The sequence below is a fragment of the Algoriphagus winogradskyi genome (genome assembly GCF_900182815.1).
Lineage (GTDB): Bacteria > Bacteroidota > Bacteroidia > Cytophagales > Cyclobacteriaceae > Algoriphagus > Algoriphagus winogradskyi.
The window spans coordinates 236,999-262,256 of sequence record NZ_FXUA01000004.1; the positions used below are offsets into that span (position 1 = coordinate 236,999).

General features: G+C 38.6%; 28 protein-coding genes and 2 tRNA genes. 24 read left to right on the forward strand and 6 right to left on the reverse strand.

Annotated elements, in window-relative coordinates; translation table 11 throughout:
- The first annotated feature begins 1 nt into the window (after window position 1).
- The 4 genes from QOL76_RS12455 (at window position 2) to QOL76_RS12470 (ending at window position 3,204) form a co-directional block, all read left to right on the forward strand.
- Complete coding sequence (locus QOL76_RS12455) at window positions 2-544, forward strand: class I SAM-dependent methyltransferase (RefSeq protein WP_283413296.1); 543 nt, start codon at window positions 2-4, stop codon at window positions 542-544.
- A gap of 9 nt (window positions 545-553) precedes the next feature.
- Window positions 554-793, forward strand: coding sequence for a DUF3253 domain-containing protein (locus tag QOL76_RS12460; protein ID WP_283413297.1), 240 nt, complete (start codon window positions 554-556; stop codon window positions 791-793).
- A 35-nt stretch (window positions 794-828) separates the two neighbouring features.
- A complete protein-coding gene (gene msrA, locus QOL76_RS12465; protein ID WP_283413298.1) occupies window positions 829-1,407 on the forward strand; it encodes a peptide-methionine (S)-S-oxide reductase MsrA in 579 nt (192 codons plus the stop codon).
- A 129-nt stretch (window positions 1,408-1,536) separates the two neighbouring features.
- Entirely contained in the window at window positions 1,537-3,204 is a 1,668-nt protein-coding gene (locus QOL76_RS12470) for a DUF6909 family protein (protein ID WP_283413299.1), read from the forward strand.
- Between the two features lie 75 nt (window positions 3,205-3,279).
- On the opposite strand, the gene QOL76_RS12475 is transcribed toward QOL76_RS12470, so the two are convergent.
- A complete protein-coding gene (locus QOL76_RS12475) occupies window positions 3,280-3,771 on the reverse strand; it encodes a GyrI-like domain-containing protein (RefSeq protein ID WP_283413300.1) in 492 nt (163 codons plus the stop codon).
- 11 nt (window positions 3,772-3,782) lie between these two features.
- Window positions 3,783-4,445 (reverse strand): SGNH/GDSL hydrolase family protein, encoded by a 663-nt coding sequence (locus QOL76_RS12480; RefSeq protein ID WP_283413301.1) that lies wholly within the window; start codon window positions 4,443-4,445, stop codon window positions 3,783-3,785.
- 216 nt (window positions 4,446-4,661) lie between these two features.
- Here QOL76_RS12480 and QOL76_RS12485 point away from each other — a divergent pair, with 216 nt between their 5' ends.
- The 3 genes from QOL76_RS12485 to QOL76_RS12495 all read left to right on the forward strand — a co-directional run bounded on the left by QOL76_RS12485 (window position 4,662) and on the right by QOL76_RS12495 (window position 7,428).
- Window positions 4,662-6,056 carry a DEAD/DEAH box helicase gene (locus QOL76_RS12485; RefSeq protein ID WP_283413302.1) on the forward strand — a complete coding sequence of 465 codons (1,395 nt, stop codon included), beginning with the start codon at window positions 4,662-4,664 and terminating at the stop codon, window positions 6,054-6,056.
- A gap of 76 nt (window positions 6,057-6,132) precedes the next feature.
- On the forward strand, window positions 6,133-6,960 hold the full coding sequence (locus tag QOL76_RS12490) for an N-acetylmuramidase domain-containing protein (protein WP_283413303.1): 828 nt from the start codon (window positions 6,133-6,135) through the stop codon (window positions 6,958-6,960).
- Between the two features lie 6 nt (window positions 6,961-6,966).
- Window positions 6,967-7,428: a DinB family protein gene (locus tag QOL76_RS12495; RefSeq protein WP_283413304.1), complete on the forward strand. Its 462-nt coding sequence runs from the start codon at window positions 6,967-6,969 to the stop codon at window positions 7,426-7,428.
- A gap of 53 nt (window positions 7,429-7,481) precedes the next feature.
- Here the strand turns inward: QOL76_RS12495 and serA are convergent, their stop codons facing one another.
- A complete protein-coding gene (serA, locus tag QOL76_RS12500) occupies window positions 7,482-9,374 on the reverse strand; it encodes a phosphoglycerate dehydrogenase (protein WP_283413305.1) in 1,893 nt (630 codons plus the stop codon).
- Between the two features lie 223 nt (window positions 9,375-9,597).
- Here serA and QOL76_RS12505 point away from each other — a divergent pair, with 223 nt between their 5' ends.
- Genes QOL76_RS12505 through QOL76_RS12515 form a run of 3 tightly spaced genes read left to right on the forward strand, consistent with a single transcriptional unit; the run spans window position 9,598 to window position 10,763 of the window.
- Window positions 9,598-10,116 (forward strand): DUF4920 domain-containing protein, encoded by a 519-nt coding sequence (locus tag QOL76_RS12505; RefSeq protein ID WP_283413306.1) that lies wholly within the window; start codon window positions 9,598-9,600, stop codon window positions 10,114-10,116.
- Between the two features lie 5 nt (window positions 10,117-10,121).
- Window positions 10,122-10,328, forward strand: a complete 207-nt coding sequence (locus QOL76_RS12510) for a hypothetical protein (protein ID WP_111610136.1) — start codon at window positions 10,122-10,124, stop codon at window positions 10,326-10,328.
- A 60-nt stretch (window positions 10,329-10,388) separates the two neighbouring features.
- Window positions 10,389-10,763: a DUF983 domain-containing protein gene (locus QOL76_RS12515; RefSeq protein ID WP_283413307.1), complete on the forward strand. Its 375-nt coding sequence runs from the start codon at window positions 10,389-10,391 to the stop codon at window positions 10,761-10,763.
- Here the strand turns inward: QOL76_RS12515 and QOL76_RS12520 are convergent.
- On the reverse strand, window positions 10,757-12,295 hold the full coding sequence (locus QOL76_RS12520) for a BCCT family transporter (RefSeq protein ID WP_283413308.1): 1,539 nt from the start codon (window positions 12,293-12,295) through the stop codon (window positions 10,757-10,759). The genes QOL76_RS12515 and QOL76_RS12520 overlap by 7 nt on opposite strands.
- Window positions 12,296-12,373: 78 nt before the next feature.
- Here QOL76_RS12520 and QOL76_RS21280 point away from each other — a divergent pair, with 78 nt between their 5' ends.
- The 6 genes from QOL76_RS21280 (at window position 12,374) to QOL76_RS12545 (ending at window position 18,355) form a co-directional block, all read left to right on the forward strand.
- The gene (locus QOL76_RS21280; protein ID WP_377918710.1) at window positions 12,374-12,772 is read left to right on the forward strand and encodes a DoxX family protein; all 399 of its coding nucleotides are present in this window, start codon (window positions 12,374-12,376) and stop codon (window positions 12,770-12,772) included.
- Between the two features lie 98 nt (window positions 12,773-12,870).
- Complete coding sequence (locus QOL76_RS12525; RefSeq protein ID WP_283413309.1) at window positions 12,871-13,548, forward strand: TetR/AcrR family transcriptional regulator; 678 nt, start codon at window positions 12,871-12,873, stop codon at window positions 13,546-13,548.
- Window positions 13,541-15,250, forward strand: coding sequence for a peptidase domain-containing ABC transporter (locus QOL76_RS12530; protein WP_283413310.1), 1,710 nt, complete (start codon window positions 13,541-13,543; stop codon window positions 15,248-15,250). Before QOL76_RS12525 ends, QOL76_RS12530 begins: the two co-directional genes overlap by 8 nt.
- A gap of 5 nt (window positions 15,251-15,255) precedes the next feature.
- Window positions 15,256-16,611: an HlyD family secretion protein gene (locus QOL76_RS12535; protein ID WP_283413311.1), complete on the forward strand. Its 1,356-nt coding sequence runs from the start codon at window positions 15,256-15,258 to the stop codon at window positions 16,609-16,611.
- A complete protein-coding gene (locus tag QOL76_RS12540) occupies window positions 16,608-17,996 on the forward strand; it encodes a TolC family protein (protein WP_283413312.1) in 1,389 nt (462 codons plus the stop codon). The genes QOL76_RS12535 and QOL76_RS12540 overlap by 4 nt, the downstream gene beginning before the upstream one ends.
- Before the next feature lie 74 nt (window positions 17,997-18,070).
- Window positions 18,071-18,355: a DUF1330 domain-containing protein gene (locus tag QOL76_RS12545; protein WP_283413313.1), complete on the forward strand. Its 285-nt coding sequence runs from the start codon at window positions 18,071-18,073 to the stop codon at window positions 18,353-18,355.
- Between the two features lie 72 nt (window positions 18,356-18,427).
- Here the strand turns inward: QOL76_RS12545 and QOL76_RS12550 are convergent, their stop codons facing one another.
- Window positions 18,428-19,063 (reverse strand): peroxiredoxin, encoded by a 636-nt coding sequence (locus QOL76_RS12550; RefSeq protein WP_283413314.1) that lies wholly within the window; start codon window positions 19,061-19,063, stop codon window positions 18,428-18,430.
- 180 nt (window positions 19,064-19,243) lie between these two features.
- On the opposite strand from QOL76_RS12550, the gene QOL76_RS12555 reads away from it, so the two are divergent.
- The 6 genes from QOL76_RS12555 to QOL76_RS12580 all read left to right on the forward strand — a co-directional run bounded on the left by QOL76_RS12555 (window position 19,244) and on the right by QOL76_RS12580 (window position 23,740).
- Window positions 19,244-19,576 carry an arsenosugar biosynthesis-associated peroxidase-like protein gene (locus QOL76_RS12555; RefSeq protein ID WP_283413315.1) on the forward strand — a complete coding sequence of 111 codons (333 nt, stop codon included), beginning with the start codon at window positions 19,244-19,246 and terminating at the stop codon, window positions 19,574-19,576.
- Window positions 19,577-19,579: 3 nt separating this feature from the next.
- Window positions 19,580-20,632: an arsenosugar biosynthesis radical SAM (seleno)protein ArsS gene (gene arsS / locus QOL76_RS12560; RefSeq protein ID WP_283413316.1), complete on the forward strand. Its 1,053-nt coding sequence runs from the start codon at window positions 19,580-19,582 to the stop codon at window positions 20,630-20,632.
- A gap of 1 nt (window position 20,633) precedes the next feature.
- Window positions 20,634-21,227, forward strand: coding sequence for a TIGR04282 family arsenosugar biosynthesis glycosyltransferase (locus QOL76_RS12565; protein ID WP_283413317.1), 594 nt, complete (start codon window positions 20,634-20,636; stop codon window positions 21,225-21,227).
- Between the two features lie 108 nt (window positions 21,228-21,335).
- Window positions 21,336-21,959, forward strand: a complete 624-nt coding sequence (locus QOL76_RS12570; protein WP_283413318.1) for a DUF6134 family protein — start codon at window positions 21,336-21,338, stop codon at window positions 21,957-21,959.
- Window positions 21,952-22,659, forward strand: a complete 708-nt coding sequence (locus QOL76_RS12575; RefSeq protein WP_283413319.1) for a TIGR04283 family arsenosugar biosynthesis glycosyltransferase — start codon at window positions 21,952-21,954, stop codon at window positions 22,657-22,659. Before QOL76_RS12570 ends, QOL76_RS12575 begins: the two co-directional genes overlap by 8 nt.
- A 19-nt stretch (window positions 22,660-22,678) precedes the next feature.
- Window positions 22,679-23,740 (forward strand): VOC family protein, encoded by a 1,062-nt coding sequence (locus QOL76_RS12580; RefSeq protein ID WP_283413320.1) that lies wholly within the window; start codon window positions 22,679-22,681, stop codon window positions 23,738-23,740.
- A 6-nt stretch (window positions 23,741-23,746) separates the two neighbouring features.
- On the opposite strand, the gene gap is transcribed toward QOL76_RS12580, so the two are convergent.
- Entirely contained in the window at window positions 23,747-24,757 is a 1,011-nt protein-coding gene (gap, locus tag QOL76_RS12585; RefSeq protein ID WP_283413321.1) for a type I glyceraldehyde-3-phosphate dehydrogenase, read from the reverse strand.
- Between the two features lie 190 nt (window positions 24,758-24,947).
- On the opposite strand from gap, the gene QOL76_RS12590 reads away from it, so the two are divergent.
- Window positions 24,948-25,019 (forward strand) — tRNA-Glu (locus QOL76_RS12590).
- A gap of 47 nt (window positions 25,020-25,066) precedes the next feature.
- Window positions 25,067-25,141, forward strand: a tRNA-Glu gene (locus tag QOL76_RS12595).
- Window positions 25,142-25,258 lie beyond the last annotated feature (117 nt).

Consider the following 25,258-nt stretch of genomic DNA (forward strand, 5'->3'; position numbering starts at 1 on the left):
TATGGGTAAATCGGGTTTGTTGTTGGAGTTGTACTCTAATCTTGGTACTACTGGAGCTGTAACATTCAGTTCAAAGACATTAGTAAAAAAAATGCTTACTCATGTTGATTTTAAGGGGGCCAAATTGATAATTGAACTAGGTGGCGGTGATGGAAGTATTACTAAGGGAATAGTAAGCAAATTAGCTCCTGATGCCGAACTCTTGGTATTCGAAATAAGCAAGTCGTTCTGCGAATCTATGGAGAAGGAATTTCCACAGAAAAATGTGAGAATAATTAATGACTCTGCTGAGAATATTGGTAGGTACATAGAAGGGAGGAAAGCGGATTATGTGCTTTCAAGCCTACCGTTTAGTTTTTTTAGTCCAGAGTTAAAAGACCAGATTCTTTCTCAGGCAAAAATAAGTCTAAGCCAAAGTGGGCAGTTTATTCAGATTTGCTATTCTTATCTTTTGAAGAATTTGTTCAAAAAACATTTCAGCAGCGTGAATACTAGCTTCACCCTTAAAAATATACCGCCTGCGTTCGTGATGGTATGTAATTAAATCTTTACAATGGAAGTTCTCAGAACAGCCATATTGGATATGCTCAGGAGAAAAAAGGATGATATTTTCAGCTCTTCTGAAGTTGTAAAACAAATGTATCCCGAGGATTGGGATCAATTTTTACCTGAAATCAATAAGGAAGCCATGGCATTGCATAGAGAAGGACTTCTTAATGTCTGCGATGCAGAGAAATATTCAGAGGCTGATTTGATAACGGAAGCTGAGCTTAAAATATCGCGCATTAAATAATTTTGGGAAGCTTCTCCTTTTGCGTCTTCCGAAGAATGAAAAATACATTGAAGCTGCCTACCACAGAAATTGATATTCCCGAAGGCTTGGATTTAGTCACCCTTGGAGCGGGCTGTTTTTGGTGTACTGAAGCAGTATTTCAGAGGTTGAGAGGAGTTCACAAGGTAGTTTCAGGTTATTCTGGAGGCATAATTGAAAATCCATCTTACGCCTCTATTTGCAACGGGACTACTGGGCATGCAGAAGTAATTCAAGTTTATTTTGATCCTGGACTAATTAGCCTGAAAGAGCTTTTAGAGGTTTTTTGGGCCACACATGATCCTACGACCTTGAATAGACAAGGTGGTGACTTAGGCCCTCAGTATAGATCTTGTATTTTCTACCATTTTCCTGAGCAGGAGCAATTGGCGAAGGACATCAAGAGTCAATTAAATGATAATAAGGTATTTGATAGTCCAATTCTGACAGTGATTACTGCATTTACTAACTTTTACCCAGCTGAAAATTATCTTCAGGAATACTACAATCGTAATGGGACTCAACCGTATTGTCAGTTTGTGATTCAACCAAAAGTGGACAAGCTGAATAAAATTTATACCGAGCTCTTAAAATAGTATTTACTATTTTTGCCTTGCAAAACCCATTTGCACTTGTGAAATCGAGCATATCGTGAGCGATATTTTGATGGATAATTATCCTAAAAGCGAGATTCCATGTGGCCAATTTAAAGAATTTATAAGCACATGAAGAGAACCCGAGCACACGAATCCAGAGCCGCGATCGAGCGATTGTACATTACAATGAGGCACCTTTTTACTAGAGGCAGCTACAAACCGATGGGAGTATCAGGTGAAAGTCTGGTGGATGCCTTACGAGTATTGAGTCCTGAGATCTATGGATTGGTGACGGACAATGAAAAGATCGAATTAGACGGCCTGCTCTATGTGATGGAGCGACTTCCGAGAGGGATAGAAGAATGTAGATTTGTGCGCCTGATCAGTCGGGAGGGCTACGAAACGTCCAAACTGGAGGCTATCGTACCCGCCAAGCGTAAGCGGAATTGCTATCGACTGGACGAGCATATCATGTATGTGGAAATGACCCGAGGTCGTTCTGATATTTATGATATACTGACACACTTGACTTTTTTGTACATAGAGTCCAACAAAATCTACAACAATAGCACTGATCCAAAAGGGAAGATTTCTACTAATTGGCTGATGCTGGAGGAATTTGTACAGAAAGAAGCCGCGGGAGAGGAGTTTGAAAGGGAAGCTGCAAGTGCTTATCTAAGTCACCTGATTGGAAGAACCTACGAAGAGACCATTCAGGCGGTTGATAAATTTGAGAAAAGTAGTAATTCCAATAGTCTTTTTTCCATTGTGTATCATATGGGTAAACTGGCACAGGAGGAGGCAACTAAAAATCTTGATCGTGAGATTTCATTTTCCACTACGCTGAGAGAACGCATCGGGCACCACGTATACGGGGAAATGTGGGCAAGGAGAATTAAGATTGCGCTAGATGAGCATGACTTACTAAAGCGGCCAATCCACATTATCTCTGCGAATCTTCACTCGGTAGTGAATACAATCTACGCTCCTCAGTTATTAGGTCTGAAAAACTACGAAGCACTTGAAAAAGTGGTAATGGATATTTCGGTTAAAGCTAAAAATAACAAGGGTGACGCAATTGATAAATATGCCGCAAAACATGGATTTATCAACCTGCCAGATGAGTCAGGAACCAATATTGGCGCCCAGATTATAGATTCTGCGTTGTTGGAGAAAGATGAGTTGATTCCTGGTGTGAAATTACCTGTAGAAAAGGATAAAAGACCGGTATTCGTAGTGATGGATTATGCCTTCGGAGAGCAAGCATATGAATGTTTTGACGAGCTACTTAAGCCTTACGAGAAGGATGGTAAGTCTATTCCGCTTGACGTGGTCTCTACCTCTATCATGGGAAAAGCTGGGATTTTATATGGTGGAAAAGGAGATCTTATGATTCCAAATGCACACGTTTTTGAAGGGACAGCGGATAATTACCCATTCAAAAATGAATTGAAGAAAGCCGATTTTGAAGGTTTTGGGTTAGGTGTATATGAAGGTCCAATGATCTCGGTATTAGGGACATCTCTTCAAAACAAAGATATTCTAACCTACTTTATGCAGTCTTCCTGGAAAGCAGTTGGTCTGGAGATGGAAGGAGCTCACTACCAGAAAGCAATACAATCGGCTTCAAAAATCAGAAGATCAATCCGATCAAATGTAAAAGTGCTTTACGCCTACTACGCTTCAGATAATCCGCTGGAGACTGGAAGTACGCTGGCTTCAGGTGCTTTGGGAATGGAAGGAGTAAGGCCAACTTACTTGATCACCTATAAGATCTTGGAGAAGCTTTTCGGGTAAACTGCCTATAGCAGAGAATAATTAAAAAGTGCTTGAGATGTAAATCTTGAGCACTTTTTAATTAAAGAACATTCCTTATACTTTGGGTTTTATTGGTATCCAAAACTCTTCTTCAGAATCCGGGTCATTATTCTTATATTTTTCTCCCATTACAGCAAAATGAGGCCTATTGTCAAGTTGATATTTTGAATTTGGAAGCCAATTTCCTAGAATATGTTGATACATGGCAGGCGCTTCACTGTCTCTTCCTTTAAATGAAAATACCGCATATAATCCAGCGGGGATAATTAAACTTTCTAATCCAGTAGGTGAATTATCAATAGTTGAAACCGGAACAGCAGCCCATTTTTCAAAATTTGTAGCAGGATTGAATTGATCGAAGTAGGAGAGGGATGGATAGACTTCCACTGAATACAGCTCCTCTGATACCTTATTTTCAATTTCGTTTTTTCGAGGCATAAATTTCTGCCAAAGTTCCTGGGTTCTATTGCCTATAAAATTCATTTGAACTCGCATCCCAAGGAGCTTTTTTTCATCCAGAATTTGGATAGCAGGTTTTATCGACATAGTTGATGTGATTAATGGATTGCTTTGATTTCTTTTTCGAGAAGGCGACTAATTGCTTCTCCAAGCTTTTTATATCCTGCAGGGGAATAGTGCACGTCATTTGAGCCTATGCCATATTTCTTGTGTATTTTGACAGACTTTTTATAGATATCATTTATACCAACATCATGCTTTTTCATAACAGCCATTGCAGCAGCATTGTACTTTTCTGGATCAGAAGAGAATCTTCCTGCTTCTTCTTCAGGCACGTATGAGGTAGTGACAAAGATCAACTTTGCATCTGTTTTAGACTTGATTAAAGTAACTAAGGAATCCAGGTTTGCAGCATACTCGTCAACTGTAAAAGTGACTTTTCCATTAATTTTATCCCGATTTCCATATGCTTTTGCATCAGAATGTCGATATGCTAGATCCCAAAGTCCCCAGTTGAATTGCACTATATCCCAATCTTTATCACCTAGCCATTCGTCAATTTTTTCCAGCCCAGTGCCCGTATGTTGCGCATTTCCAGGATTGTGGGCCACTACAGCTTTACCCTTAAAATATTCCTGTACGAAAGGTGTGTATCCAATCGAAATAGAATCCCCAATAATCAAAATATTCGTCTGATTTGAGATTAATCCACTTGAGCAAAGTGTGATTATTATTAGCGCTGAAAGGATTGTCTTTTTCATTCTTGAAGATAATTAGGCATATTGTTCTTTCCCAATTGAATATACAAATTCACTTGTTAGGCTTTCTAGTATGAACTCAACCGCATTACATGGCAATCCTGAGCAGTCTTTGTGCTTTAGAAAACTCAACTATTTGTGTTTCTGTACAATTAGGGGCTATATTTGAGCAGACGTAAAAGATAACGTCGCTTTTTACAATACTTCACTCACCACATTTTGGACTTCTCATCATTTAATTTCGAAACCTCGCTCCAAGAAGGACTTGACGCAATGGGTTTTGAAAAACCAACTCCAATCCAGGAAAAGGCCATTCCGGTCATTATGGAAAACAATGATCTTATCGCATGTGCCCAGACTGGGACCGGTAAGACAGCTGCATTTATTCTACCTATACTTAATAAAATAAGTAAGGATGGAACGAGCACATTGAATACACTTATTCTCGCACCAACTCGTGAACTTGCCATTCAGATAGATCAGCAAATTCAAGGATTTGCCTACTTCTTAGGTATTAGCTCTATTCCGATTTACGGAGGAGGAGACGGCATCGTCTGGGAGCAACAGAAGAAGGCTCTTGAAACAGGAGCTGAAATCATTGTCGCTACTCCTGGTCGCTTGATTGCTCTTCTTGCTGGCGGTAAAATAGATTTGTCAACTCTAGAACATCTGATTCTGGATGAGGCTGATCGTATGATGGATATGGGATTTTCGGATGATATCCTGAAAATCGTCAATTACCTCCCAAAGAATCGTCAGACTATTTTATTCTCTGCTACCATGCCTCCGAAGATCAGGCAGTTTAGCATGAAGTTTTTGAACAACCCTGCTGAAATATCTATTGCGATAGGAAAGACGGCAAAGGGAGTTACCCAGTCTATGTATTCTGTATATGATACGCAGAAAGAGGAATTGGTCAGAAACATACTTTCTCAAAAAGCTTACGAAGCGGTAATAATTTTCGCCTCTACTAAGGATAAGGTAAAGTCCCTCTGTAAAGTATTAAGAAAGCAATTTGAAATTGAAGCTTTCCATTCAGACCTAGAGCAAGTAGAGCGGGAGAAGATTATGTCTGCTTTCAAAAACAAGTCTGTCAAAATTTTGATAGGTACAGACATCATTTCCCGAGGAATAGATGTGGTAGGAATCGAATTGGTAATCAATTACGATACGCCTTCTGATCCTGAGGACTACGTGCATAGAGTAGGACGTACAGCCAGAGCCGATATGGAAGGTGAAGCGATTACTTTCGTAAATCCTAAGGATCAGTATAAGTTTGATAATATTGAAAAGCTGATTGGGATGAAAATCACCCAAATGCCATTACCTGAGGGTTTCGAAGCTGGTCCTACTTACACCGGAACTGCTTCAAAAGGGAAATCTGACTTTGGGTCAAAAAAGAAATCCGGTTTTAATAAAAACAAAAAATCAGGATCTGGAGGAAATAGAAAGCCTTTTCCTAGAAGAGAAAATTCAAATTCTGAAGCGCCAAAGGATGCTAATCCTAAACCAGTAGAAGCAAAAAAGCCAGTTGAGCCAAAAACAACTTCTGAACCTAATCAGGCAAAGCCCGGTAAATTTGGAAGACGTAAAAATGTGATAGATCCAGAATAAGCGATTTGTATAGCGATTGTTATTATGAAGTACTTCAATTAAATTGAAGTACTTTTTATTTTTAAACCTCATAGCAATGCAATACATAAAACTCAAATCAAGGGGTTCCTCTGTATCATTTTTACAGGAGCTCCTTAGAAAGATCGGTTACGATACGCCTTCTTCCGGTTATTTTGGAGTTGAGACAGAAGTAGCTGTCAAGGATTTCCAGAGCAAAAATCTCCTCGTTGTGGATGGTGAGGTGGGAATCAAAACATGGACGATGCTGTTTGATAAGACCAAACCTGCAGATGTGTTTGGTGGTATTTTTCTTGGTGAGCAAGATTTGATAGATTTTGCAAAAAGATATCAAGTAGATCTAGCAGCTGTCAAAGCTGTAAATGAAGTAGAAAGCTCAGGGAAAGGCTTTTTTATCGATGGAAGGCCAAAGATTTTGTTTGAGGGACATATTTTTTGGAGGCAGTTGAAAGCAAGGGGAGTTAATCCAGAGGATTTTGTCAACAGTTCTAATGAAAATGTGCTGTATAAAAGCTACAATAAAAAGCACTATTTAGGTGGTTCTAGGGAATATGAGCGCCTAGAGCAGGCAGCTTCTATTTCTCCTGATCCCAGATTCAGAGAGGCAGCTTTAGCTTCTGCATCTTGGGGAAGCTATCAGGTAATGGGATTTCACGCGGTTTCGCTTGGTTATCCGTCCGTCCAGCAATTTGTTGATGAAATGTACAAGCACGAGCGAAATCACCTAGAAGTATTTGGTCGATACATCTTGAAAAATGGTTGTTTGGCCTATTTGCAGGAGAAAAATTGGGCGAAATTCGCCGCATGCTACAATGGCCCAGCGTATGCTACAAATAAATATGACGAAAAGATGGCTAAGGCCTACATTAAATATAATAGCCAATAAAAACTTATGATACTTGAAGAATTAATTCAACTTTTTGAGCGGGATATTGAGCGATTGAAATTAGAAATCAACGCCTATTCCAAGGAAGAAAATCTATGGAAAGTTGATCACAACATTACCAATTCAGCTGGCAACCTTTGCCTTCATTTGATAGGAAATATGTCTCATTTTGTAGGAAAAGAGATAGGCGGATTCGACTACACTAGAGATCGAGAGTTTGAATTTGCTGGGAAGAATGTTCCAAAAGCTGATTTAGTTGCTATGTTGGAGAAACTTCAAAATGTAGTGACCGCCAGCCTGGAAGGTCTGGATGAGAGCATGTTAGATAAGGATTATCCGTTGGAAGTACTTGGCGGTAAAATGTCTTACAATTTTTTCCTGATTCATCTATTTGGGCACTTCGGCTATCATCTAGGCCAAATCAATTATCACAGGAGATTACTGGATAAGGAATATAAAACAGCTTGAACCAAAAAAGTCCCGTAAATGCGGGACTTTTTGGTTATAAGAATGCAAAAATCCTAGTAAAGAACTCTAAAGCGGATTGTTCCTGGAATTTGTTTCAACGCATCAATCGCCTCGGTGGAGTAGGCCTTATCTATATCTGTGATCACATAACCGATTTTCTCGTTTGTCTTCAAGTATTGACCAACGATGTTAATTTCGAAGTTTGCCAAGACCTGGTTGATTTTAGCTAATACGCCAGGCTCATTCAAATGGATATGGATTAGTCTATGAGCGTTCTGTAGGAAAGGAAGCTGAATATTCGGGAAGTTTACTGAGTTGTACGTATTACCGGTATTAATATATTCCATGATTTTCCCTGGTACAAATCGCGCAATGTTCTCCTGAGCTTCAGAGGTACTACCACCAATATGCGGGGTCAGAATCGTGTTTGGAAGACCAATGAGTTCTGAAGTCAATGGTTCTGTGTTATTTTTCGGTTCTTCAGGAAAAACATCCACTGCACAGCCTGCAAGATGACCGGAAAGGATGGCATCTCTTAGAGCTGGTATCTCCACGACATGTCCACGGCTTAGATTTAGTAATATTGCTCCTTTCTTCATCAAGGCAATTTTCGATCTGTCCAAGATGTTTTCGTTCTCTTTTCTACCATCCACATGTAAGGTAATCACGTCGCAGGTGCTTAGAAGCTCATCCAGACTTTCGATTTTAGTTGCATTTCCCAGTGCCAAGCGCTCAATTACATCGTAATAGAATACGTTCATCCCCATGTTCTCAGCTAGGACTGAAAGTTGGGCGCCAATATTACCATAACCGATAATTCCCAATTTTTTACCTCTGATTTCGAAGCTTCCAGTTGCTGATTTATCCCATTTGCCCTGGTGCAGTGCGGCAGTTTTATCTGCAAAACCTCTCATTAGGAAAATGATCTCAGCGATTGCCATTTCCACTACAGATCTGGTGTTACTGAATGGCGCATTGAAAACTGCAATACCTTTCTCCTGGCACGCTTCCAAATCAATTTGGTTGGTTCCTATGCAGAAAGCTCCAACCGCGATCAATCGATTCGCGTTTTCCAAAACTTTACGGGTAATATTAGTTTTGGATCGAATACCAATGATGGAAACATTTTTGATCTTCTCGCAAAGTTCTTCCTCTGACATTGCAGAGCTTACAACTTCTACTTCGTAACCTTCTTCTTTGAGTAAATCGACACCGATTTGGTGGACATTTTCAAGGAGCAATACCTTGATTCTGCTTTTTGGGTAAGAGAATTTTGTGTTCAAATTATTGACGTATAAGATTTCATCCAAACTAGGTGCAATGTGGTCAGCCTCTTTGGTTACTTTAGGACGGTTTACATTTTCAGTAAATGCGTAAAACTTATTGGCAAGGCCTGATTTCTTGATCTCATAATCCGTATAACCATCACCAATCACGTAGATTTCTCCTTCAAGATTGATTTTTTTGATGGTTTCGGCCTTTCCATTATTCTGGGAAAGAGGATTTTCTCTGTTGAAATCTACAATATTATCCGCATCATCATAGACAAATTCATTGGCAAAAACATTGTCTTGGTGAATTCCATAATCTCCTACAATGGGAATTATGAAATCCTTAAAACCATTGGAAACGATGTAGATATTGTCCGCATTTTCCTGAAGGAATTCCTTATTTCGCTCAAAGGACTTGGAGACTTTTTGCTTCAAGGCAGTTATTAAATCCGAGATTTGGGATTTGGTTGCTTTGAGGATATCAATCCGTTGGATCAAACTATCACGAAAGGTTACACTACCTTCCATTCCTTTATCGGTGATATCCTTTATGGCTTTTAATTTTTCTTCTCTTTTTGGATCATTTAATAGGCTGATTTCTCCTAGTATGTCCAAAGCTTCTACTTGTGTAAATGTGCTGTCAAAATCAATGATAAACTTTGTTGGATGAGGCATGTGCAGGGTCAATAGGTTAATTCGAGTGTAAAATTACAGGATTGTTAAAAAAATCGAAGTTTTATTGAAAAAATTGTTTCAAATCTTTTTCGCAATCGATTTATTTGTAATAGATAGGCTAAATAGGCAGGAATTCCGAATTGCTATTAGTTTGCCAAACATTTATCTTATTCTTTTTCTCTCCAATTCTTAAGCGTATTTTTGGGAACAAATCATTATTACCATGAAGAAATCATATTTAGTTATACTTAGCCTAGGAATTGTATTAAATACTTCCTGTCAAAATCAAAAAGCTGATTCTATTTCAGAAGAAATAATTACAGAAGAAAGCACTGCTAAAGAAATCCCTGGAAACTATGGAGCAGATCTAGAACTTGCTGATGTAGTTTCTCCAGCAGAAATGATTTCAGTTGTAGAAAAGGAAGGAAACTTTGAAGGTAAGATTGCTGGTGAGATAAAGGAGGTATGTACCAAAAAAGGCTGTTGGCTTACTATGGATCTTCCAAACGGTGAAAGCATGCGAGTAACCTTTAAGGATTATGGTTTCTTTGTTCCGACTACATCTCAGGGTTATCCTATCATTTTGGAAGGAGTAGCAGTATTGACTGAGACAGATGTTGAGACCTTAAGACACTACGCTGAGGATGGAGGCATGAGTAAAGAAGAAGTAGCTGCTATTACCGAACCTAAGCGTGAAATTACCTTTGAGGCTGTTGGAGTTGTGATTAAAGATAAAGCTTAAGTTATATGCCAATAGCGCTTGATAACCTGCGTGTAGGTAGAAAATACCAATTAATCAACATGGGAGAAATCAGACAATTGGAGATTATCTCCCGTCTGAGAGGTACTAATTTCAAAGTGAAGGATCTAGATACTCTGGAATTTTACACGATAGAAGAGTTATTACAGTGGGGAATAGGCAAAGACTACGATATCGATGAAATTTATCGATAGAATAAATGGCCAGCGTGAATTCCCTTTTTGACAACCATTCTATTTTCATTAAAACCAGATATGAGTAATAAAAGTACTATTAAGGCTATTGCAAAGGCAAAATGTCCACAATGTCACGAAGGAGATTTATTCTCAGTTCCTTTATATAGCTATCGCAAATTGTCTCATGTCAATAAGTCTTGTGAGGTATGTGGGGCAAATTTTCATGCAGAGCCGGATTTTTTCTATGGTGCAATGTATGTCAGCTATGCATTCTCAGTGGCGTTGGTAATCACAACTATGGTGGTTTTGAATGTATTGATGGAGCGACCGGAGGTTTGGATGTATCTCACCACTGTAGCTATTTCAAATGTAATTTTACTACCCTTGATGCTTCGATACTCGAAAGTTTTATATCTGTATAATGTAGGTAAGCTGAAATACCGAGGCTACTGATTTCCTAAATATTTTTTAGGGGAAATCAGAATTAATATCAGGCAAACTGATACTAACAGTAGAAAAAATAGTGCAGGTAATCCTCCAATAACTGACAAGATCCTCACCCCGTCAATTCCTGAAAAAGTAATCATAACCCAAGATAAGAAGCCGATTAGGACTCCCCAAATCACTTTAAGATTAGTATCTGAGCGAAATGGATCTCCATCTTGCTTTTTCATACTAATGCTCGCCAAGGCATCTGTACTGGAATCTGCAGCTGTGACATAGGAGATGAATATGCCAAGGATAAAGAGTTGGGCAAACATTTTGAAATACCCCATGTCTTCAAAAACCTGGTAAATAATAGATTCAGGGCCTGAGTTTAAAAATAAACCTTTGTAAACCTCAGAGTCATTAGAAGCGAAATCAACCGTAGTTCCTCCAAATATCCCCATCCAAATCAGGCAAAAAAGAGCTGGTAAAAACCAATTGACTAGTAGAAATTCTCGGACTGTTCTACCTATGGCTATTTTCCCTAGGAAAAGTGCTGTCATTGGAGCCCATGCCATCCACATGGCAAAATTGAAAGTGGACCAATCGTAAGTCCAACTATTTCCAGCTCCACTCAATTGAAGACTTAGATCAGTGAAATTTGAAAAGTATTCGATAAAACCAGTTCCTATAGAATTAAATATATGGGCCTTTTCCCCAAATATCACAAATAGAATAGCGATCAGGAAAAAGAAGCCAAGATTGAACAGGGATAGGTTTTTAATTCCTTTTTCAATGCCCGTCGAAGCGGAAATTATGAAGGTTAATAGGATTGCCAAAGTAATTATTACTGTCAGAAAAGTAGGGTCTAGCTGCGGAAAAAAAGCTAAAAAACCACCAGATAAACTTAATATCCCAGCTCCTAGAGCTGCTGCCATACCAGTTACGAGGGCGAATAGGCTAAACATATCCAAACCCGCTACCCAGAATTTATTGGGGTAAGAGCCAAGAATAGGCCTCAGCATGATACTTAGACTAAAATTGCTTTTGCCGGAATAATACATCAATGCAAAAACTAGGGCCGGAACGGCGTAAATTGCATAAGGGGTAAATCCCCAATGAAAGTATAAAGCTCCTAAAGCAAATGATTTAGCAGCTTCTGAATTAGGTTCAAACCCCTTGAATTCCGGCGGAAACAAATAATGTGAGAGTGGTTCTGCACTTCCCCAAAACAAGATACCAACAGCTATGGTTGTGCATAGGACTATTGCAAACCAGCTGATTCTTTTCAGTCTTGGAATCGCATTTTGACCACCGATTTTATAGTTTCCAAGAGGTGAAAATATTGCAACTGCCGTAAGTAAAGTCATGAGCAAGGAAACCCAGCTGAATCCTAAACTAAAGTGGCTAAGTATGAGTTGTTGTAAATTCTTAAATACTGCAATAAAGGATTTCGGGAATATGATGCTACTGGTAACAGCAACTATTAATAGAATAAAAGGTGGCCAAAAGACCCAAGGGCGAACATTAAAACTGAAAAATGTAGTATTTCTTGTCATGAATCAGGAAGATACCAGGTTTCGAATTCTTACAAAAATGAGTGAATATTTTGTGTTTAAATATCAACTGCTTTCCGTATGAATAAAATTAAATCAAGTGCTCTTTATATAATGGCCATTTTTTACCTTTTAGCTGGTCTTAATCATTTTATTAATCCAGATGGTTACTTGAGATTGATTCCAGAATATCTTCCCTTTCACTACGCATTAAATTTTGTAGCAGGGATATGTGAAGTTAGTTTTGGTATAGGTCTATTTTTTCCAAAATCAAGATCGCTAGCTTCTTGGGGTATCATTGTAATGCTGTTGGCATTCATTCCAGCTCATGTTTACTTCATTCAACTCAATTCTTGTGTTGATAATGGACTTTGTTTGCCGTCGTGGACCGGGTGGTTTCGGCTTGTAATTATCCATCCTTTATTGATTTATTGGGCGTATTTATACACTTCTGAGAGGTATATACTTACCAAAAATTAGTGAAATCTCTAAGTCTTGTTAGTAATACTAACTTTTTGAAAGATTTGTTAACTTTTTTCTCAATACGGCGTTATCAGGATAGTCAAAAAGTTTTTTTTATGGAGAATTTGTTGAATAACATAAAAATGGAGGTGCATGATAATCTATACCTTAAGGAACCATTCAGCTCTGAGTTGGGTAGTTCCATAGTGCAGGAGGGAGCTATTCTCATCCGCAACTTAGGTATGGAAAATTTTACCTTTAAAAAATTGGCAGTGCATATTGGTGTAACTGAAGCAGCTGTTTATAGGTATTTCGAAAATAAACACATGTTGTTGCTGTATCTTACTGCCTGGTATTGGGCTTGGATGGAAGTCAATTATGTGTATGCTACAGCAAATTTGGAAAGCAGCAAGGCCCGACTTACCATTGCCATGAAACTTATAGTCAATGGACCGTTTTTCATGAGAAATGCACATTTAGACCCAGAAAACCTAAGAAGCATAGTAGTTAATGAATCACTCAAAGGATACTTGACCAAGACGGTAGATGTAGAGCATGAAAATGGGATTTTTGCTCAAGTTTATAATTTCGGTGAGCGGATTTCTGAATTGATTTATGAAATAAACCCAACCTATCCCTATCCAAAGACTTTGGCATACACAGTCATGGAGGCAAGTTTACTCCATGCATTTAACGCCAAGCATTTACCGGGCATGACGGAACAATCCTTGGATTCTAAAAACCGTCTGGTCTTTTTTGAAGATTTAATATTAAAGGCAATTTCCAATGAATAATACAAAGACAACCACTCCGATGAAGCGATTTTTCAATCTGCTGAAAGAGGAAAAGGAAGAAGTATATTCAATTTACTTTTACGCAATATTGAATGGATTGGTAGCGCTATCTCTACCATTGGGTATTCAGGCTATATTAAACTTCGTACTTGGGGGGAGAATCACTACTTCATGGGTAATTCTCGTTTTGGTAGTTGCTGCAGGGATAGCCTTCGGAGGATTTTTGCAGATCTCGCAATTACAGATCACGGAGAAATTACAACAAAGAATTTTTGCGAAATCAGGACTTTCTTTGGCTTACAGATTACCAAAAGTTAAGTCGGAGCTTCTGCATGGAGCGTATGCACCAGAGATTGTAAATCGTTTCTTCGATACAGTTAATCTTCAAAAAGGAGTTTCAAAAATTTTGGTGGAATATTCTACTGCTCTGATTCAGGTGATATTTGGACTCATACTCTTATCCTTTTATCACGCTACATTTATCCTATTTGGAATCGTTTTGGTATTGATATTAATTACTATTTTCTATTTCACCAGTCCAAAAGGAATGGCAACTGCCTTGAAAGAATCTACTTATAAATATGAAACTGCCTACTGGCTGGAGGAAATAGGAAGAACCCTAAATACATTTAAACTGGTCGGTGGAAATTCTAAGTTGCCTATTCTTCGCGTAGATAAATTACTCAAACGATACATAGATTTTAGATCGAATCATTTTTCTGTTTTGATCCTTCAATATAAAGTTTTGATAGGCTTCAAAGTATTGATAGTTACTAGCTTACTAATAGCTGGTAGCTTGTTGCTGATCAATGATCAAATCAGTATTGGTCAATTCGTAGCTGCAGAGGTGATTATCCTAATGGTCGTTAACGCGGTGGAGAAACTAATACTTTCTCTAGAAACAGTATATGATACGTTAGTTGCTACGGAGAAACTCGGTCAGGTCATGGATATCGAGCTGGAAGACCACAAAGAGTCTGAGAAGGATATTACACAACAGTCAAACGGGATTAAACTTGCAATGGAAAACTTGGTTTTTCAGCCGAGAGATGTGAGTAAACCTATTGTGAATGGTGTCACGCTTACAATAGAACCTGGAGTCAAAGCAGCTATTACAGGAAAAAGCGGTAGTGGGAAAAGTGCTATGCTAGCATTGTTTTCTGGCCTTTATCAGACCTATAAGGGTACCATTAAAATCAATGATCTTTCTCTTGACTTGATTCATTTGGATAAGTATCGTACAGTAGTGGGGGATTGTATGGAATTGCAGCAGATATTTCACGGTTCGATCGCTGAAAACATTTTGGTAGGGAGAGAAATTGATCCTGAACAGTTGAAATTTCTTATTGAATTAGTTGGCTTAAAGGAGTTTATATATCAATTGCCAGATGATTTGAACACTATATTATTACCGGAGGGAAGGGGGTTATCCAGAAAAATGGCTCAGGCAATTATGCTAGCTAGGGCATTGGTAGGTCAGCCTAAAGCTATGATTTTGGAAAATGCCTTACTGCATCTTGATGAAGAAGTAAAGAATAGAGTACAGTCTTACTTATTTCAAGGGGACTGGACGTTACTTATGGTCACCCAAGATGTAGATGTCATCAAATCAGCCCAGCAGGTAATTGTTATGGATAATGGTACTATGATTTATCAGGGAAATCAATCGGGATATCAAAATTTTTTAAACACTAACGCTTAAGAAAAATGTTAAATATCTCTGAAAATAAAATCTTGGATAGAAGTCATTTCGAGCATACAGAAAGCCTCAAAATGACTGTGGCAAGTAAGCAAAAGAAAAGAAGAGTTAGAATTCTTTTTGTATCCTGCTGCGTTGTATTTCTTATCCTTTTTCTTCCTTGGACCCAGTACATTCGATCCAAAGGATACGTGACGATGCTACAGCCTGAGCATAGAGCACAAACTATACAATCGGTAATTGCCGGAAGAATCGAAAAATGGTATGTGAATGAAGGTGCTTTTGTCTCTAAAGGTGATACTATAGTTAGTATCACAGAAGTGAAAGATGAGTATTTCGATTCCTTGCTCTTGCCTAGAACCCAGCTTCAAGTGCAAGCCAAAAACTTATCAGCCCTTTCTTACAAGGAAAAAGTAAAAGCTTTGGAAAGTCAGATTGAAGCGCTGAAGCGGAATAATATCCTAAGAAAGGAGCAAGCCAGAAATAAACTAGAAATGGCTGAACTGAAAGTGGAGTCTGATAGTATTAGGTTTGAACAGGCTAAGGTGAACTACGAAATCGGCGTGAAACAATTGGGAAGAGCCGAAAAACTTTACGAAGAGGGGTTACGATCCCTGACTGATCTTGAAACCCGGAGGTTGAAGTTTCAGGAAGTGCAGGCTAGCGTTATTGGAGCAGAAAACAGTTTGTTGAGTAGTAGAAATTCTTACATCTCAGCTTTATTGGAGCTCGATGCAATTGATAACGACTTCAGAGACAAGCTATCTAAGGCAGAGTCTGATATGTTCACAGCTCAATCTAGTCAATACGATGCCGAAGGGTCTGCTACAAAGCTGGAAAACCAATATTCCAATTATGAAGCAAGGACTGGATTTAGGCATATTTTGGCACCCCAGGATGGCTTTATCGCGGAAGCTATCCAAGTAGGACTTGGCGAGACCGTCAAAGAAGGTGATCAAATTGTGAATATTGTGCCTTCAAATGGTGAGCTCGCAGTAGAGATGTTTATCTCTCCGGTGGATTTACCATTGATGGAAGTAGGGAAAAAAGTACGATTCATATTTGATGGATGGCCAGCGATTGTATTTACGGGATGGCCTAGAATTTCCAATGGTACTTTTGGAGGTGTGATCGTAGCAGTAGATCAGTTTGCTGGTAAGTCCAATCAATTCAGAGTTCTGGTGGCCGAAGATCCAGAAGAAGAGCCTTGGCCATCAGTCTTGCGTGTAGGTTCTGGGGCAGATGGAATTGCATTACTTAATGATGTACCGGTTTGGTATGAACTCTGGCGTCAATTGAACGGCTTCCCTGCGGATTTCTACACCAGAAAAGAGAAAGAACAAATAGCAAAAGGACAGAAATGAAAAGATCGTTTTTTACTTTCTTACTTTTAATCTTTGGATTAATCACCTATGCTCAAGATTCTGACACTTTGAGGTTTGAGGACTATATGGAATGGGTGAAATCCTACCATCCTATTTCCGCACAGGCAGATATTATGCTTACCATGGGAGATATGGAAGTTCGAACCGCAAGGGGTGGTTTTGATCCTTTACTTTACGGAAATCTAGATGAGAAAAGCTTTGATGAAAAGTCCTATTACGATAAACGTGAAGCAGGAATTTCTATCCCAACATGGGCTGGTATAGAAATTAACGGGGCTTTTGAGCAGAATTCTGGTCAATACCTAAATCCTGAAAACTCTGTTCCAACCGGAGGATTGCTTTCTGCTGGAGCCTCGATCAACCTTGGTCAAGGATTGATATTGGATGATAGAAGGGCTGGCTTAAGAAAGGCTCAGATCTATCAGCAGTCCACTGAATCTGAGCGCCAAAGGCTTCTAAATGAATTATATCTACAGGCTACTGGTGCGTATTGGAATTGGTCCTTGGCTTTTGCAAATAGGGAATTGCAAGCTGAAGGTGTAGAACTGGCAAAGGTTAGGTTTAGGGGCATCAAGATTAGTTTCGAGCAAGGAGATTTTCCAGCTATCGATACTGTTGAGGCTGCTACACAACTTTTGAACAGGGAATACAATCTACAAAAGGCCGAGAATGAGCTTTTCATGAGGACACAGGATCTCAATAATTTTCTTTGGGATGAAACAGGTAATCCGATTGCACTGGACGTTCAAGTTAAGCCAGAGGAATTATTCTCGGATCAGCCTCTGATTCTGAATGAGGAGGAGTTGCGGATTATGATTGCAGATCACCCAGAATTATTGTTAGCTGATTTTGAATTAGCTAGTTTGGACGTGGAAAGACGTCTTAAGGCTCAACAGATTATACCTGTAGTAAAACTGAAGTATAATTTTCTTACCGAGAACCTTAATCAATTTGATCAGGCAGGATTTTTTGAAAATAATTATAAGTGGGGATTGACCGTCTATACTCCATTGATGTGGAGAAAGGCGAGGGGAGGAATGCGTTTGGCGGAGGCCAAAATAGACTTTAAGCAAAATTCCAGGGACTTGAAAGAACTTCAGCTTCGTACAAAACTTGAAAATGAACTTAATTGTTGGAGTGTTATAAATAATCAAATAGCCACATACACTAGAAATGTAGCTGCATTACAAATGTTACTTCAAGGGGAATTGAGAAGGTTTGAGATAGGTGAAAGTAGCCTGTTTTTAGTCAATAGCAGAGAAGTTTCTGTATTTAGCTCCCGTGTTACCTTGAATGAATTACTATCTAAAAGAAAAATTACCTATGCCAAGACCAGATTTGCTGCCGGTGTAGGATTTGAGTAAATTAGATATTCGCTATGCTAAATCCAGTATTAGATAGTTAACGTATTTTAGATAGAAACCAAAAATCTGATTTTATGCCTGCCTTTGTAATAGTGGAAGTTGATATCACTGATCCAGAAAAATACAATGCTTACAAGCAACTCACCCCGGCGACAGTTTCTGCTTTTGGTGGAAAGTTTGTATTGAGAGGAAATCCAGTAAAAGTACTGGAGGGAGAATGGAATCATGAGCGACTCGTAATGTTGCAGTTTCCCAATAAAGAAAAAGCTGAGGCTTGGTATAACTCAGAAGCCTACCAACAGGCCAAATCCGTTAGAGAAGGTGCTGCTAAAGCAAAATTCTTATTAATAGAATCTTGAACTCTATTAGATTCAGATAGATATCAAAAAAGGCTTCCAATAGGAAGCCTTTTTTAACTGATAAACAGCCGATTATAAATCAGGCTGCGGTGTCATTCTTAGATAAGGTTTGATTACTTTGTGTCCTTTAGGAAATTTAGAAGGAATGTCTTCTGTCTTGATTCCCGGAGAAACTACCACATCTTCACCTTGCTGCCAGTTAGCTGGAGTAGCCACCGAATAGTTAGCCGTGAGCTGCAGAGAATCTATAACTCTAAGAAGCTCGTCAAAGTTTCTGCCGGTACTTGCTGGATAAGAAATGATGAGCTTTACTTTCTTGTCATTTCCGATAATGAAAACGGATCGTACAGTAAAGTTTTCACTTGAATTAGGATGAATCATATCATACAATTCAGAGACTTTTCTGTCCTGATCTCCGATAATTGGAAAATTAACAGTGGTGTTTTGCGTCTCATTGATGTCTGAAATCCATCCTTTATGATTTTCCAAACCATCTACACTTAATGCAAGAACCTTAGTATTTCGCTTCGTAAACTCATCTTTAAGCTTCGCTACTGCACCAAGTTCTGTGGTACAAACTGGGGTATAATCCGCAGGGTGGGAAAATAAAACTCCCCAACCATCACCCAGATACTCGTAAAAATCAATTTGCCCTTCTGTAGTATCGGCCGTAAAATTTGGGGCCGTGTCGCCTAGTCGTAATGCCATTTTGTTTATTGTTTAAAAGTTTTGTTTCGATTCTTCAATATAACGTTCATAGATGCTTTCAGTTCGTGTTTTTTAAAATCTTTGTGAAAAATTCCCAGAAGGTAAACCCATTTAGAATAATGAGAGTTGTAAGTCCAAGAATAGCTTTTACATCGTAGATAAACTAAAACCAAAACACCCATGAAAACATATTACAACCCAGAGGATCTCAAAAATTTTAGTAAAATAGGTGAATTTCAAAAGCCCCTTGCGGATAAGTTTTTCGACTATTATGGAGAGGTGTTCGCAGAAGGGGCGTTGACAGCCAGAGAGAAATCATTAATTGCTCTTGCCGTTGCTCATGCTATACAATGCCCGTATTGTATCGATGCATATACCACAGATACCATGGAAAAGGGCTGCGATGAAGAACAAATGATGGAAGCAGTACATGTGGCTGCAGCGATTAGGGGAGGAGCTTCGCTAGTTCACGCTACGCAGATGATGAATAAAGTGAAGGAAATTTCCATGTAATTCATGAAGTCACTCAAAGCCCAACATCACCGACTCTCGAGTTCAGAAGAAGAAATTCAAATTTTGGAAAGCAATATGCCTAGCTTTTCAGGAGATCGATTTGTTTCTGAACTTGAGAATTCAAATTTATTTCCATTAAAACCTACCCAAATTGAAATCCTTCAAATTAATTTGGGAAAAATGTGTAACCAGGTTTGCAAACATTGTCACGTAGATGCAGGGCCTGATCGAAAAGAAATTATGACTCGTGAGACGATGAATGAATGTCTAGAAGTCATAAGAAATCACCACATAAATACAATAGATCTGACAGGTGGTGCACCTGAAATGAATCCGGATTTCCGTTGGTTTGTAGAGCAAATACGAGCTATATCTTTAGAGATTACAATTATTGTCCGGTGTAACCTTACTATTATTCTGGCAAATCCTAAGTACCATGATCTGCCCGAGTTTTTTAGAAAGCATAAACTGGAAGTAGCTTCGTCTTTGCCCTATTTCACTGCGATGAAGACAGATTCCCAGCGGGGAGATGGTGTTTTTGATAAATCCATCAAAGCGCTCAAATTGCTTAATGAACAGGGATATGGAGTAGAAGGGTCTGGTTTGATTTTGAATTTGGTCTATAATCCATCTGGTGCTTTTATGCCAGCTGCTCAAAGTGGCTTGGAGGCTGAGTTCAAAAAGCGACTTTCTGATAAATTTGATATCACTTTCAATTCACTTTTCACTATCACCAATCTTCCAATCAGTCGTTTTTTGGAGTATTTGCTTCGAAGCAATAATTATGAAGGATATATGGAAAAGCTGATAGAAAGCTATAATCCAGTTGCAGCAGCTGGAGTGATGTGTAGAACCACTATTTCTGTAGGTTGGGATGGCTATTTATATGATTGTGATTTTAATCAAATGCTTGAGCTAAAAGTAACATCAGAAGATTCCCGACACATAAGAGACTGGAATCAACAATCACTTACTGCTCGTGAAATAATCGTAAAAAATCACTGTTTTGGTTGCACGGCAGGTGCGGGGTCTAGTTGCGGAGGAACTACTGCTTAGGATGAAAGACTGTATTATTATTTTTCAAAAAAATGCAGAGTTAGGCAAAGTTAAAACACGTCTTGCTCGTAGTATTGGGAATAAAGAAGCTTTCGATGCCTATCAGAGATTGGTGAACTACACTCATAAAGTAGCCTCAAAAAATCCAGCTCAGAAAATCCTTTTCTTTTCAAACTTCTTAGAGCAAGATCTTTCCAAGTATCCAGAGGGTTACAGATTTGAACTTCAGTCAGGAAATGATCTTGGTGAAAAAATGAAAAATGCCTTTGATCAACTATTTAAAGAAAAATTTGATCGAATATTAATAATAGGTACAGATTGTGCAGAGCTAACTCCAGAATTGCTTTCTGAAGCTTTTGATATATTGGATACTCAGGAAGTGGTCATAGGGCCGGCACATGATGGAGGATATTACCTTATCGGGATGAAGCGATTTATTCCAGGCTTATTTGAAGGCATACCTTGGAGCACTGCAGAAGTTTCATCTCTTTCTATGAATTATTTAGAGAGAAATTTTATCTCTTATTCAAAACTTCCAACACTATTTGATGTGGATTTTGAGGAAGACTGGGAGAGGTTTAAGGATAAAATTTAATTTACCTTTCCCTTGTAGTGAGTTAAATCAAAGGAGTCCAGCAATCTTTGTTCAGATTCTATTCGTTCAAAAGAGTTCATAGTCATACCAATAATTCTATCCATCAGTATGTTATCAAAAACCCACAAGTCAGTTCGTTTTCTAGGAATATTCATTTTGCTTATAGCAGGTTTGTGTGTGGACGGCTTCAGCCAAACTAAAACGAATACCTATGATATTGTCCTTGCTGGATTTACAATTGGGACAATGAAAGCTGATAAAACTACTTCAGCCACAGGAGAGGATTATCAAATCCACAGTAACGTAGAGTTTTGGTTTTTTGGTAAAATCCATGTAGAATTTCTCCAGAAGGCCCATTATGCTAATGGTCAATTAATGAATGCAACTACTAATTCAGATTCTAATAGAGGTGATTTTTTAACCACTATATCATGGAATAAGGATCATTATGATGTGGATGCCAATTCCTATAAATTCCATAATGAAGAGGCTATCAATCAGGTGATTAAAGGAAGTACTGCAAGACTGTATTTTCATGAGCCAAAACCTGGTGACGTGCTGATCTCTGAAAATTTTGGAATGCTGACTAAAGTGCGTGAAATAGAAAAAGGTGTTTATGAAATCGATGTAAATGGAAGTATGAATCGGTTTTATTACGAAGGAGGGGTGTTACAAAAAGTAGTACTGGAAAATAACATCAAGAATTATTCGATCAAAAGAAGAGTTGACTGAAACAAATAGGATTTCTGTAATTATTCCCTGTTTAAACGAAGCAACAAATCTAACCGAATTGCTTCCCATTCTAACTAATGAAGGCAAGGGAAGACTATTAGAAATAATAGTTTCAGATGGAGGGTCAGAAGATAAATCTGTGGCAATTGCTAAGTTAAATGGTGCGACCATAGTTCATTCGCCTATCTGCTGTAGAGCTACGCAATTAAATTTAGGAGCCAAAAAAGCCAAAGGTGATATTTTATATTTTCTTCATGCCGATACTAGGCCTATAGAGGGTTTTGCGGAGGTAATTCACAGTAGTTTAGGTGAAGGAAAACGCGTGGGTTGTTTTCGTTATAGATTTGATAATGAAACTAAACTCTTGCAAGTCAATTCCTGGTTTACCAAATTCAACAGTATTTTATCTGGCGGTGGAGATCAATCGTTATTTATTGAAAAAACATTTTTTAATGAATTGAATGGTTTTGATGAATCATTCCATATTATGGAAGACTTTGAGCTCGTCCGTCGGATCCGTCAAAAATCTGATTTTCATGTTCTTCCGTACACGATGACAGTTTCTGCCCGCAAATACAGGGAAAATGGTTGGCTAAAAGTACAGCTTGCTAATTTTACTGCTTTCTCTCTTTTTTTGTTAAAAGTTAAGCCAGCTTCAATCAAAAGTTTATATTTAAAATTTTTAAGCCGTAAAAATTAATAAGTATAACAGTAGTTGAATGAATCAAGCGACAATTAATGGAATCCAGCAAGTAGGGATAGGTGTAAAAGATGCGAATCAAGCATGGGCATGGTATAGAAAGGCTTTTAAGATGGATGTACCAATCTTCCAAGATAGTGCTGAAGCCAAATTAATGACTCGCTACACCTCAGGGAAGGTAGAAAGTAGGCATGCTATTTTGGCGCTAAATATGCAAGGTGGCGGAGGTTTTGAGATTTGGCAATATACCTCAAAAGAACCTTTGGTACCTGAAAATGAACTTACATGGAAGGATTTAGGAATATTGGCAGTGAAAATGCGTTGTCACGATATCCATAAAACTCATGCCCATCTCACTAGCGTAGGAGCCGAAATGCTCGGCGAGCCGGTTAAAAATCCACTGGGAGTTTGGCATTTTTTCGTTAAAGATCCTTACGGAAATATGTTTGAGTTGATAGAAAACGGCTCATGGTTCAGCAAGAATAAAGATCTTACCGGAGGAGTTTTAGGTGTGGTGATCGGAGTGTCATCTATTGATTCATCTTTGCCCACCTATCAGAAGCACTTGATGCAAACTGAAATTCTTTGTGATAAAACCGGTGTGTGGGAAGACTTTGCTCAAGTAGGAGAAGCAACTACGACTTACAGGAGAGTTATCCTACAAGGCTCTTCAGTGATGACAGGAGCATTTGGAAAACTATTCTGTCAAACTCAAATCGAATTGATAGAGACCGAAGGTCAGCCTAGAAATAAAGCGTTCGAAAACAGAAACTGGGGAGACCTGGGTTTTATCCATTTGTGCTTTGATGTAAATGGCATGGGTGCTATCAAAGAAAAACTTGCTAAAGATGGAATAGAACTTACTGTAGATAGTGGAAATGAATTTGACATGGGGAAAGCAGCCGGAAGATTCTCGTATTTGGAAGATCCAGATGGGACTTGGATAGAAATGGTGGAAACATACAAAGTACCAATCATGGAGAAGCTTGGCTGGTATCTACACTTAAACAAACGTGATAATACTAAGAACCTTCCAAATTTTATCGTAAAACTGCTTTCTCTAAATCGGGTAAAAGCATAACATCTTTCAATTTCCAGATAGTAAGCGGGCTAGGTCAACCAATCTGTTGGCGTAGCCCGCTTCATTATCATACCATCCTACTAATTTCACCATTTTTCCTTTGGCTGACGTCAAGGCAGCATCAATAATACAGGAATGCGGGTTCCCAATGATATCTATAGATACAATAGGTGAATCTTCAACCTCTAGGAGTCCTTTTAAATATCCTTTGCTCGCTTCTCTAAAGGCTGTGTTTATTTGATCTTCTGTTACCTCTTCTTTCAATTCCACTATCATATCAGTCAATGAACCGTCCGGAACGGGAACTCTCATTGCAGATGCTTCGATCTTTCCAGAAAGCTGAGGTAATATCTCATCCAAAGCATTTCCCGCATTAGTTGTCGTAGGGATAATGGAATAGGCAGCAGCTCTAGCTCTTCTCAGATCACGATGTGGTGCATCATGTAGGTTTTGATCATTGGTATACGAATGTACAGTAGATGCAAAACCTTTGACTACACCAAAATTATCATCGAGTACTTTCACCATTGGAGCCAGGCAGTTTGTGGTACAAGAAGCATTTGAAACAATTCTTTCATCACCTGTCAAAATAGAATCATTTACCCCCAATACAACCATCTTGATGGTAGGGTCCAATGAAGGAGCGGAAATAATTACTTTTTTCGCCCCTGCGATTAGATGCTTTTCTGCACCAGACCGCGCCGTAAATCTTCCTGTACATTCTACAACTAGGTCAATATCCAAACTTTCCCAAGGTAGTTTTTCAGGATCAGCTATTCCAAAAAGTTGAATTTCTTGTTCATTAACTTTTAGGATTGAGTCCTGTAATTCAATTTTACTTGAAGATTTTCCATGTATGGAATCATATTTTAGTAGATGCGCAATGGCTGTTTGATCGGCCAAATCATTAATTGCAACCAATTTGAACCCACTTCTTTCTAAGATAAGTTTGGCTGTATACCTGCCGATTCTTCCAAAACCGTTAATAGCTATTCTGATATCCTTGGTTACTTTCATTGCTTGTAGTATGATTGGAGCTCAAAAATAGGAAAATCAACAGCAAACCCTTCAAAGAAAATTTTATTCCTTTGAACTCAGGTTTTTAGCACAAATCAGAAGAAATTTTTGAAGCCAAATTGTTTTTAAAAACTTAACCTTCTATATTTGCACAACCATTCAGAAAAGCACGTTTTCGAAGGGTATTAATGGTCGGTTCGTCTAGGGGTTAGGACACGTCCCTTTCACGGATGAAACACGGGTTCGATTCCCGTACCGACTACATTGTCGCCTGAATTTCAGGAAGTTGTGATATTTTTATTGAAGTATGGTCGGTTCGTCTAGGGGTTAGGACACGTCCCTTTCACGGATGAAACACGGGTTCGATTCCCGTACCGACTACCAAGACCTAAGAGCTTTATAGCAGCTTAGTCTTATCTTATTTTTGTTTTATGGTTGTTAGTGGTTAAAGTGAACAAAATCCCGATCTCTGGTCGGGATTTTGTTTTATTAGCCTTTTTG